The following is an 11497-nucleotide window of genomic DNA, read 5'->3' on the forward strand; positions in this document are numbered from 1 at the left end:
CGATGACGAGAGAGGAAGCCTATTACAATACATTAAATGCGATCGCCAAGATGCAGTGGAACATGGCGATGATTCTGGAAGCGAAGGCCTTCGAGGCGGAGAAGGTTCGCAACTGGCTGTGCATGCACGTCACCACGGACTCGATCCCCGACCATGCGTCGAACCTGTCTACCTCCCTGAAAATTCACGAGCAAAACGTTGAGCTGATTGAGAGTCTGACCAAGCTGTGCCAGGGGATGAACCGCAGCATGAAAACGATACTCTCGCCGGGCGGCGACGAAGAAGAAGGCGGCGGTCTGTCCGGACTGCTGGACGGCTTCGGAGGCGGCGACTCGGACGGATGAGCCGGTTGAACGCGGAGTGGGAAGCGAAGCTTGCCATGCTGAAGGCGATCGCGCGAAGCCAGGAAGCGATGGCTCGCATGCTGGAGAGCGCGGCAGACGTCGGCGCCGCGAGCTCGCCGTCCGCTTCTGTGCTGCGCGAGCACGTGCGGGTGATGACGGGGCTGCAAGCCGAGATGGCGAGAAGCGTGGCCGGCGTGTCCTGGACGCCGCCAAGGCAAGGCAGGCCGGTTCGTCCTTGGCTGAAAAAGGGGGCGGCCGTGCGCCTGACGATCGTCTCGGGGGGGCGGGACCGAAGGAAGCGCGACGAGGCGGATCGAATCGCCGGCAACGGCTGGCTGATATGCGCGGGATACGCGGGGACAGCAAGCGCTAGGGGGAGTACGGGCGGGCATGAGCTTTGAGGTTTAACGGCTGCAGTCAAGCTGCAGCTAATCGTCGAGTGGAGGAGAAGCGGCTATGGAGAGCATGGCTGTACATGCGCTGCGCAAAACGAAACGGGCGAAGCCGAGGCGGAGAACGCGTACGCTGCGGAGGAAAGTCGCAGCGCCGAGGCGGAAGCCCGGCCTCAAAAAACGCGCGCCAGCCGGCGGCAAGAGGCGAATCGGCCGCGTCAGAAGCCGCAGGCAGAGGGCGGCCAAGCCGAGCGCGGGCTTTAACCAGGCTTACAATGAAGGCTACAATGCAGGCTTTGCCAAAGGTTTCGAAGACGGCCACCAGCTCGCATACGATCAGCAGGTTTGATCGGAGGCGCAGGAGTGGATCCGAGCAGCAAGCCGCTTCAGGGCAGAAGCCCCACGAAATGAACTATTGACGAAATTTGCCGATCGATTATATACTATCCAAAAATAGGATAATCAAATGCGAGGAAGCACCCGCAGACGAAGTCAGACGTCTCTCGTGCTTCCTTTTTTTATGCCTATTTACGTTTAACGGTACTTTGCGTCTTGTGTGCGTATCGGCGTGGGGGCGAGGCGAGGGCGCGATAAGTGTTAAAAGGCAACTAATTTAACCGACGTCCGCTCAAACGCTCGGATAGTTGTCAAAAGGCATCTAAATGATCGTAAATTGGAGTCGGACGCGTGAAAGTGGGGAAATAAATGCCTTTTGACAACTGTTGGCGTGGTGGAGGAGGCTTCGTGCTGAAATAGATGCTTTCTGACCACTAATCGTATTACAGAGGTGCCATTATCCATTAGAAACGGGGGGATTTGTAATGATCGGGCAATTGGCGTGGATGAAGAAGAAGGGGCGTCTCTCGCGTCTCGTGTTTATTTCCGTTATGTTGACTGCGGTGCTGCTGCATACAGCCGATGTTTATGGCGCTTCGTCCGAGCGTAAGCAGTCGGGCGGGAACCTATCTAACGGGGCGAATCCGCTGAACGATATCGGCAGTCACTGGGCGAGGCAGGCGATCGAGACCGCAGTCGCCAAAGGTTATGTCAAAGGCTACCCCGACGGCACATTTAAGCCGAACAAAGAAGTCTCGCGCGCCGAATTCGTGAAGATGGTCGCCGACTCGCTGCATCTGCCTGTTACTTCCGCAAGCGCTGGTACGAAGTGGTACATGCCCTATGTATCTGCGTTGAAGGCTGCTGCGCTGCTGCAGGACAGCGACCTGGGCGCGAGCTGGGATGGCCAGATGAATCGCACGGAAATGTCCAAGCTACTCGTTCGCGGCACGGATGACTCGGTGCGGGGCAAGAAGCTGACGGACGGAGAAGCACTGTACAAATCGGCTTCGGTCGGGCTGATCGGCGGGATTGCGGATGGTACTTTGAACGAAAAAGGCACGACGACGCGGGCCGAGGCCGTGGCGGTTATTGAGCGGCTCTCGACGGTTCGGGCGGGGGGGCAAGTTGACGGCTGATAAGAATGCGGTGCAGAACGCGGCGATTATCTATAAGGGAACGAACCTAGAGGAAGCATGGGGCGTAAAGCCGATTGCGCTGCCGGCGAAGCTTGATTTCGGTCCGCAGGTTGACGTAACACTCGACAAAATGGTCGTTATTGACCTGGATGATCCTAAGTCGCCGCTGCGGAAACGGGCGATTAACCTGGTGAGTACATTTGATGCCAGCTATTTCAAAAAGGACGCTTATGTCGTGGCATTACATTTTAACCTGGAGACGGCAAAGATCTCGTCCGGAATGTGGTCATTTAATGGAAATAAAATCACTCCTTATACCCCGTCTACAGGTTTTCATTGGGTTTACAACGATGTAAACGATGTGGCAAGCGACTTCTTTAATCTCCTCACTGCTATGGACCTATCAAAGCAACAAAGCAAAGAAGGTTGGTATGTCATGGCTATTTCAAAGAGTTATCTGGAACAGCATCAAAATAGTAAAAAAAGTTCCTATTTTCAACGGATATAAGCAAGGTTATGTTCTCCTGAGTGCTGAAAGTTAAGGAGGTCATAAAATTTTATGTTAAACCGGCGCTTGTTTAATCTTGCACTGCTACTTACTCTGTTAGTTGGTTTTCTGCCTGCACCTTCGAGGACAGAAGCAGTTGCAAATAATTCACAAACATTAGACTTGAATTTTGGTGCTTCCACAATTCAAAAAGTCAAAGGTAGCTACTATTTTGATAAGTCCAGCTTAAACGTTGCTGTCCCAATTTCCACAAGCCGGACTATTAAGAACTATACGTACACGATTAATGGAGTAAGTAAGACGATAAATGGCCCAGTGTCAGGCAATAAAATTAACTTTACGGCAGATGGAAAAGAAACCACGATATTTGGCGAAGGATTCTCGAACCCTGGTTTTGTGGCAGAACGTACACAGGACGGGAAAGGATGGACTATTGGTGCGACAGATCCGGATACTGGTCGAATATACTCAATCAAATATGCGCCGATGTCTGGATCTGGATGCTTTACAGGAAGCGTGTCCGGTTGCCCAGGCCTGATCCCCGTATCTGGATCCGATCTACGAAATAACAATTCAACCGTAACGATTCCGAATAATATTTTGAGATTTAGTAACGGAGATGCATACAGCTATTCGAAGGATGTTCCTCCAGTTGATAATATGTACTTAGTGAAAGGAAGCTTTGATTCGACAGAACGGGTTCCTTGGACTTCAATTGTATCCTGTTCTGTCACGATTACTGGAGCTACGCCATCGCTTGGCGGGGTCACTGTAATGGAGTATGGTGCAGGCAATTGCGGAAAAGGAAAGCTGAAAGCCCATCGCGCACTTATAAGTACCGGTGCTGAAGGATCAGATTACGAGAACGTTAACAACGGAAAAAGCGGTCTTAAAATCATGCGTAATTACTTCATGAATATATTAACTTCTTGGAAAGCCACCACCTACGCCTACCAAGGCACCATTACAATCAACTACGAGCCGCCTGCCCCCAACAAAAACGGCTTCACCGGAGACTTCGACATACTGCCCGCCAACACGATTACATACGGGGATACTTTTAAGTTCCATCCGCGCGACATCGAGACGACCGGCATTTGTACGTTCCAATCGTTGAAATTCCGTATCACGCGGGGGACGCTTGTTTTCGAGGGTTCATCCATTACAAGTAAGACTACCGATGACGTTTACACATCTGCCAAGTATCCATACGTCATCCAGTCCGGTTCGACGCACGATGTTTACATGCAAATTAACACGAGCTGCGGCAGTGATTGGATCGGTCCGCAACCGCTTGAAGTAATGAGTCCCGGCAGTGGCAGCACGCCTACGCCGGTTCCGACATCCGGACCGACGTCGACTCCAACGCCGACGCCGGACAATAAGCCGCCGGTTGCTCGCATTAGCTGGCTGAAGTCGGGAACGACGAACCAGGTGGCAGCGGTGGCGCAGAACAGCATCGTGGACGTGAAGGTGATGGAGAAAAGCGATCCGGACGGCGACGAGGTGACGGTCAAGGACTGGGACTTCGACAGCGGCACGGATTGGCTCAAATCCAAGGGCGAAGCTTTTGGGGGCGGCCCCTACGAGGGCATTAACGGATTTGCCGGCATAATGGCCACGGAGCTAGGCGCGCATACGATCAAGATGACGGTTCAGGACACGAAGGGAGCGACGTACACGACTTCGGCCACGCTGAACGTCGTCGACGCGAAGCCCGTTGCCGTCATCCGAGCGCCGATCAACGTCGTGGAGGGCCGGGCGCTGCCGTCTCCGATCGACGGTACCTTATCCTATAGTCCGTTGGGGCTGCAAATCACGGAGTACGATTGGACCAACAAGGCGGATCGCTACTACACGCCGGGCAACGAGATCGTGAGGCTGCGCGTCAAAGACGAGGAGGGCCGCTGGTCCGATATCGCGCAAAAGACAATCGAAGTCCTCCCGGATCTGCCGCCGATCGATACGCTCGCCGTGCCGACGGAAGGTACGCGCCTGGGGACTTCCGCCATCCAAAGCGGCGCTTACAGCCCGGACTACGATCAGATCGTATCGCACAAGATCGAAATGAAGTACGACGCCGCCAACGACGGGTTTGCCAACGATAGCTGGCAGATTGTCGTAAACGGCAACGGGGACGCCGAAAGCTTCACATTCACGCCGAGCCGGGTCGGCAAGTATTTGTTTCAGGAGACCGTCTGCGAGGACTTCGGTAAATGCGGCAACACGAATGGACAGCCGGAATCCGAGCGTACGCTGAACGTGACGAACCTCGCTCCGACAGCAGACGTTAAAACAGAATCGGATGTGACGGATCCGCCGAGCGCTACGCCGATGCTGATGACCGATCTTTTCAACACCGGACGATTTTTCAACCTTGCGAAAGGGACTGTCGGCGATAAATCGAGCTGGAAGCTGGAGAACGGCGTTCTCAAAACAAAAATCAAGACGCCTCTGCGCAACGTCGGCCAAGCGCATAAGCCTTTCACTTCGGATTATCAGAACGGCGTGCCGTTTTATTTTCAGGGCTTTAAAGACAACGGAACATTGACGGAATACGGCGAGACCTACGGCTTCGAAAATCGCGTGGCGACGCCCTTTTACAGCATGCAAAGCAACCCGACAACGAACCAGCTCTTTATTCCAGGCTTGTCCGGATCCGTCATGGGTTGGATCGAAGATGACAAGTACACCTACATCATGACGCAGCCTGATCGATACTACTATAATGATCAGACGATTTATGTGTACGACAAATCCTTCAACCTGATATGGAGCAAGACCATTCCCTATACGCCTTTAGAAAATCAACGCTGGGTTTACGGATCGTCCATCGACATGATTCATTTTACCGAAGTGTATCATACCAGCGAGCAAGTGATGCGGGTACACGACAACACGCTGACGGTAACAGTCATGGATAAAAACGATCCGGCGAAAGAATTCTTCATTGGCTATAATCGCGATACCGGTGCGGAAAGCTTTAAGATTCCGATCAGCGCCTATGGACGTACGTTTATCGGGCCGGACGGTTACTTGCTCGGAACCAAAAAGTACGACTTTAATGGCAACGATACGGGGATAACATTCACCGGCTTAAATGCCGATCGGGCGTTCACATCGTTTAAATATAATTACTTCTACGGCAACTCTGCAGGCAACGGCAGTTACAGCTATGTTATGTTTAATCCGAACATGACGCCGAAGGCCAGTTACGGCAACAACTGGTCCAATGGCGATCAGGATCATTCGCAGCCTTATTTCATCGGAACGGACAGCAGCGGCAATCTTATCGGGGCCGGCAGCGGCGACCATCTTAATGTACCGCCATACGGCGCCCAAACCAGAATCTATAAGTTGGCCCCGAACGGCGCTTTGACGTATTCTCAATTTCCGAATTATCGCTTTGACGGCGACGACTTGACATCGGTGCTCCTGGCGCTGGATTACAAGGACCATGTTTGGTTTTCCGGGGCATCGTACGATGCGCACGATGTCAAAGTGTACGACGAGAGCGCCAACTTGTTAAAGACGATCCCGTTCCGAATGCCCGAGATTCGCCCAGGAAATCAAGGGGTCGTCTGCAGGGCGCAATACGGATTCGTCGGCGCGGACGGCCTGGTTACGATCATGGGGATGTGTATGGATACGGCAGTAGGCCCATGGGCTGTGTACATCAAGTACATGGTGATCGATCCGAACGATTTTTCGGTCGTGGTGGAAGGCAATACGCCGAACATGGCCATGTATAGCTATCCTTGGACGGATCCGGGAACCGGGTTTCCGACTTTAATCCATCCGCATGACGATCAGACGTTTATTCTTGAATTCCGCGACTATTCGCGCGCCTTTTATATCCTGAAGACGAACGGCGCCACGCCGCGGCCCAAGATTGTCGATGCCGGCGAATCGACGCCGGACCTGATCACGGGTTCGTTCGTCGCCGCTAACCAGACGCTGAAGGCAAGTCTCAAAGCCGGCGCGCCCGACGGCAAGGGCACCGGGTTCGCCTACCGGATCCGGGACGATCGGAACTACTACAGCGTCGAGTGGGAAGCGAACGAGTTGCGCGTCAAAAAAGACGGTGAACGGTAACGCGAGCGTCGTCTGGAGCAAGTCGTACCCGATGGTGGCCAATCAGGTGTACGACGTAAAATTCGTACCGGGTGTCAATTCCTTCGACGTCTATGTGAATCGCCTCTACCAAGCGACGATCAACGAATCAACATGGACGGACGGCAAGTTCGGGATCATTAACCGCGCGCAGCAGGACGTTTCGTTCCTAGGCGCATCGACGGAGGCGGCGCCGGCCGGGTACGGCAAGATCGAAGGCATCGCGCTTGTCGGTCAGCAGGTTAACTACACGATGTCCTATAGCGATGAGGAAAGCGATCCAAAGCTGACAGCCGGAGATTCGTGGGTGTATTCGCATAACCCGAATGCGCTGCTGCAGCCGCAAGGGACCGCGGCGTTCAGCGGTCAGACATTGACGTCGCCAGTGCTCGCGTTCCCGTTCTCCGGAGATTATACGTTCACGTATAAGACCAAGGACGATCCGCATCCGTCGCATCGTTATCCGGATGTCGCCTTTAATGCTTATCGCCAGGAGTCGAACATCGTAACGGGCAAGATCCGGGTGCATCGCCGGCCGATCGCCGACTTTACGGCGACCTGGAATTCAAACGGCACGATCAGCTATGCCGATGCCTCCTACGATCCGGATCGCTACAACCCGGCGAATGGCTCGTACGCGACGGAGAACACCGGCATCAACTACCAGGCGACGCGCGGCGTCCTGGAGTACCGCTACCGGTACCGCGCAGCCGGTAGCTCGAGGTACATCGATCTGAAGCCGACCAAGCTGTTCGGCGGCACGTACATCATCGAGCTCTCCGTCCGCGACGAGTACAACGCCTGGTCGGAATGGGCCACGCAGACGATCGTCGCCGGCGGCTCCGCGCCGCTGCCGCCGAATCCGGGCTTTACGATCGCGCCGTCGACGCAGTATCGCTTCACGAATGTGACGATCAATTCGACGGCCAGCGATCCGCAGGACGGAGCGCGCGATAACGTCGAGCATGCCTACTACATTAAGAATCTGACGACCGGCGGACCGGAAACGCTGCAGAGCGACGTCCGGACCAGCTGGACGAAGGACTTCAGTTCGCTTGGCGTATTCCAAGTTCGCCAGGTGGTCATTAACAGCTACGGCCTCTATGCGGAAATCTCGCATAACGTCTCGATCGTCAACCGCAAGCCGGTCGCGGGCATCACGGAGCCGGCCAGCGCGAGCGCAGCTGCGCCGACGATGTACGATACGCAGCGGCCGACGATGAAGTGGACCTACAGCGACGGGGATGGCGACCGGCAGACGCAGTACCAGCTGCATTTCTACAAGGCCGACGGTACGTTTTACAGGGATTCGGTCGCGATCGGCGGATCGGATCTTGCATGGACGCCTGCGTCGGACTTCGCGGACAATACGACCTATTATGTTTACGTTCGCGTCATGGACGGTACGGACTGGTCGGATTGGAGCGCGCCGCATTGCTTCCGCATCGTGACGAACAAGCCGCCGACGGCGGATCTCTCCTGGATGCCTCAGCCCGTCTGGGAAGGCGACACGGTCAAGCTGCTCCCGACGATGGCGGATCCGGACGGCGACAGGCTGAACGCCGTCTACGAGATCGAGTCGCCGACGGGCGCGAAGCGCACCGTGAACGAGCAGCGCACGCCGCCTTACGGCGGAGCGGGTCCGACGTTCGTCGCCGGTACGCCGGGCGACTGGACCGTGCGGCTGACGGTGAGCGACGGCAAGGCGCCGGCCGTCACCGTCGTCAAGACGATCGCCGTCGCGCCGCTGGGCGTGACCGGACGGGTGCTGCACACGGCGGCGTGGGAGGACAACCGTCTGCGCTTCAATGCGGCTCATCCGGGCAAGGAACGTCCGGCCCACTGGTTCTGGGCGGGCGAGCTGTTCGTCCTTGAAGCGGCGACGACGGACACCGGCGCTTCGGATACGAAGGCCGCGACCGTCAGCGCCGAAGCGGGACCGAAGCTGAAGGCGGCGCTGCAAGCCGTCCAGCCGAACAGGCCGACGGCATGGAAGGGCGAGCTCGGCAGCGAGCAATACGGGGCGCCGCTCAAGGAGCTTCCGGAAGGCGACTATACTTTCGTGTTTACGGCGACGTACACGAACGGCGTCGTCAAGAAGTCGACGGCCGTCGTCCGCGTCGTCGATACGGTGGACGGATTTACGAACGTGCATCGCGTTCAATAAAAACAGTGAAAAACAGCTTCGGAAAAGGACATCGTCCTTCCGGAGCTGTTTTTGCATGCATGCGGACGTTCGTCCCTGGAACCGTGCGACTTGTCCGGGGGCCGATCGCCCCGAATTGGCGCTTGCGGATGGATATGCGTCCACGTCCTGTCCGAGAGAGGCGCATATATTGTATCCGGGTGATGAACATGCCGTACAAGCGCGGACACAGAGGAAGACGCATTCGGAGACGCCTGCGGCCCGGTCCGTACCTCGCGTCCGGACGCAGGCAAGGCTGGCTGGAGGGCTGGAGGCTGGGCGCATGCCGGCGAATCGCGGAGGCAACTCCGCCGCCGTCCGTCCGCCGCAGACCCTGGCGCGTCATGTACGTGCCGCAAGGCTTCGACGCGATCGACCAAGGCGTCGTCGCCGCGCTCGGCGAGACGACGCACCTGATCGTATCGCCGCAGGCGGAAATGCTGACGTACGCGGAGAATTACCGGCCCGATGCGGTGCTGGTGATGAACGGCCTCCATACGTTTCCCGCGAATCAGCGAGAGCAGATCGAGGGAATCCGGCGGCTTGGAATCAAGACGGCGATCTGGTTCGTGGACGATCCGTACGTATCGGAAGACTCCGCGGCGATCGCGCCAAGCTACGACTACGTGTTCACGCACGAGCGGAGCTGCGTGCCGCAATACGAGGAGCTCGGATGCGAAAAGGCGTATCACTTGCCGCTCGCCGCCCATCAGGAGCTGTTCAGGCCGATGGCCGTCGAGGAAGCGTACAGGACGGATATTTGCTTTATCGGCGTCGCTTTCTGGAACCGCGTCGAGCTGTTCGACAGCATCGTGGACTATCTGAAAGACAAGAAGGTGCTCATCGCGGGCAGCCATTGGGATCGGATGCGCCATTACGACCGGCTCTCGAAGTTCGTCCGCAGCGGCTGGATCGAGGTGCCGGAGACCGTCAAGTATTACAACGGCGCCAAGATCGTCATCAATATGCATCGGACGACGGAGCCGCTCAGCGACAACAAAAACACGCACCGCTGGGAGGGACATTCGGTCAATCCCCGCACGTTCGAGATCGCATCCTGCGGCACGCTGCAACTGACGGACCTGCGACCCGAGCTTCCGGAATACTACCGGCTCGGAGAAGAGATGGCGTCCTTCTCGAATCCGCGCGAGCTGACGGAGATCGTCGATTACTATTTGCGCAACGAAGAGGAGCGGCTGAAGGTGGCGGCCCGCGGCTATCGGCGGACGCGCGCCGAGCATACGTTCGTCGGCAGGGTGACGCGGCTGCTCGATACGATCGGGCTGGCCGATCCCGAAAAGCCGCCGGCAGGGGGAGGGAAGCACGATTGGCTAAGATCGTCGGAGTGCGCAGAAAAAAAGCGGCCGCGATGCCGGTAAAAAGACGGAGAAACCGCCCGGCCGTCGGCGACGGCTACGGCTTGGGCTGGCAGCACGGATATTGGTACGGCCAATGCGAGTCGATCGTCCAGCGCACGGTCGCGCCTTTCTATATCCGGGATATGCACGTGCTCTTCATTACTTCGGGCAAAGGCTTCCCGTACAGCCCGCTCGACAATGCGGTCGGCCAAACGCTGACGCAGCTCGTGGCCAGGCTGTCCGTCATGTCGCCGAAGGACGATATTCTCGGCTTCGCGACCCGCGAGATGCCCGCGCTGGCCATCGTGCTGGACGGCCTTGATTTTCCGGTATCCACGATCGACGCGCTCCGGTCCATGGGCATTCGGACCGCGATCTGGTTCACGGACGATCCGTACTACACCGAGGTGACGGCGAATCTGGCGCCGCACTACGACTTCGTGTTCACGCTCGAGCGCAATTGCGTGCCGTTCTACGAGCAGCGCGGCTGCGCTCGCGTTCACTACCTGCCGCTCGGCGTGCATACGGCCGACTTCCGGCCGCGCAATCCCCGGTACGAGCTGCGGGGAGACATCTGCTTCATCGGCAGCGCCTACTGGAACCGGATCCGGCTGTTCGAGGAGCTGCTTCCGCGCATGTCGAAGCGCAGCTTCAGGCTGTCGGGACTGTGGTGGGATCGTCTTTCCGATTATGCGAAATGGCAGGACCGGATCGATCTGGGCAAATGGATGGGACCGATCGATACGGCGGAGCAGTACAATGCGCACAAGATCGTCATCAACGTCCACCGGGCGCACGACGACAGTACGTTTAACCGCAATATCTACAACATCCCGGCGGTCTCCCCGAATCCGCGCACCTTCGAGATCGCCGCTTGCGGCACGCTTCTGATGAGCGATAACCGGGAGGACCTGGCGCAATTTTATACGCCGGGCGTCGAGATCGTCACCTACGATTCGGCGCAGGACATGGCCGACAAGATGGATTACTACCTCTCGCACGAAGAAGAGCGGCGGCAGATCGCGCTTCGCGGACTGCACCGGACGCTGCGCGACCACACGTACGTGTCCCGCCTGTCGCAGCTGCTGGACCTGGCCACGATGCCGCTGGCCTAACTTTCTA

9 protein-coding genes are annotated in these 11497 nt (G+C 56.9%); all 9 read left to right on the forward strand.

Annotated features, from left to right (window positions below; translation table 11 throughout):
• The first annotated feature begins 2 nt into the window (after positions 1-2).
• The gene (locus OMP40_RS39335; protein ID WP_277539642.1) at positions 3-344 is read left to right on the forward strand and encodes a restriction endonuclease subunit S; all 342 of its coding nucleotides are present in this window, start codon (positions 3-5) and stop codon (positions 342-344) included.
• The gene (locus tag OMP40_RS39340) at positions 341-745 is read left to right on the forward strand and encodes a hypothetical protein (RefSeq protein WP_277539643.1); all 405 of its coding nucleotides are present in this window, start codon (positions 341-343) and stop codon (positions 743-745) included. The genes OMP40_RS39335 and OMP40_RS39340 overlap by 4 nt, the downstream gene beginning before the upstream one ends.
• A gap of 55 nt (positions 746-800) precedes the next feature.
• Complete coding sequence (locus OMP40_RS39345; RefSeq protein WP_277539644.1) at positions 801-1085, forward strand: hypothetical protein; 285 nt, start codon at positions 801-803, stop codon at positions 1083-1085.
• Positions 1086-1557: 472 nt separating this feature from the next.
• Positions 1558-2211: an S-layer homology domain-containing protein gene (locus tag OMP40_RS39350; protein ID WP_277539645.1), complete on the forward strand. Its 654-nt coding sequence runs from the start codon at positions 1558-1560 to the stop codon at positions 2209-2211.
• The gene (locus OMP40_RS39355) at positions 2201-2719 is read left to right on the forward strand and encodes a hypothetical protein (protein ID WP_277539646.1); all 519 of its coding nucleotides are present in this window, start codon (positions 2201-2203) and stop codon (positions 2717-2719) included. The genes OMP40_RS39350 and OMP40_RS39355 overlap by 11 nt, the downstream gene beginning before the upstream one ends.
• A gap of 51 nt (positions 2720-2770) precedes the next feature.
• Positions 2771-6814: a hypothetical protein gene (locus OMP40_RS39360; RefSeq protein ID WP_277539647.1), complete on the forward strand. Its 4044-nt coding sequence runs from the start codon at positions 2771-2773 to the stop codon at positions 6812-6814.
• Positions 6804-8999, forward strand: coding sequence for a glycoside hydrolase family 78 protein (locus OMP40_RS39365; RefSeq protein WP_277539648.1), 2196 nt, complete (start codon positions 6804-6806; stop codon positions 8997-8999). The genes OMP40_RS39360 and OMP40_RS39365 overlap by 11 nt, the downstream gene beginning before the upstream one ends.
• Before the next feature lie 188 nt (positions 9000-9187).
• Positions 9188-10396, forward strand: a complete 1209-nt coding sequence (locus OMP40_RS39370; RefSeq protein WP_277539649.1) for a CgeB family protein — start codon at positions 9188-9190, stop codon at positions 10394-10396.
• Complete coding sequence (locus OMP40_RS39375; protein WP_277539650.1) at positions 10345-11490, forward strand: CgeB family protein; 1146 nt, start codon at positions 10345-10347, stop codon at positions 11488-11490. The genes OMP40_RS39370 and OMP40_RS39375 overlap by 52 nt, the downstream gene beginning before the upstream one ends.
• Positions 11491-11497 lie beyond the last annotated feature (7 nt).

Origin of the sequence: Cohnella rhizosphaerae, from assembly GCF_029525575.1 — a bacterium.
GTDB lineage: Bacteria > Bacillota > Bacilli > Paenibacillales > Paenibacillaceae > Cohnella > Cohnella rhizosphaerae.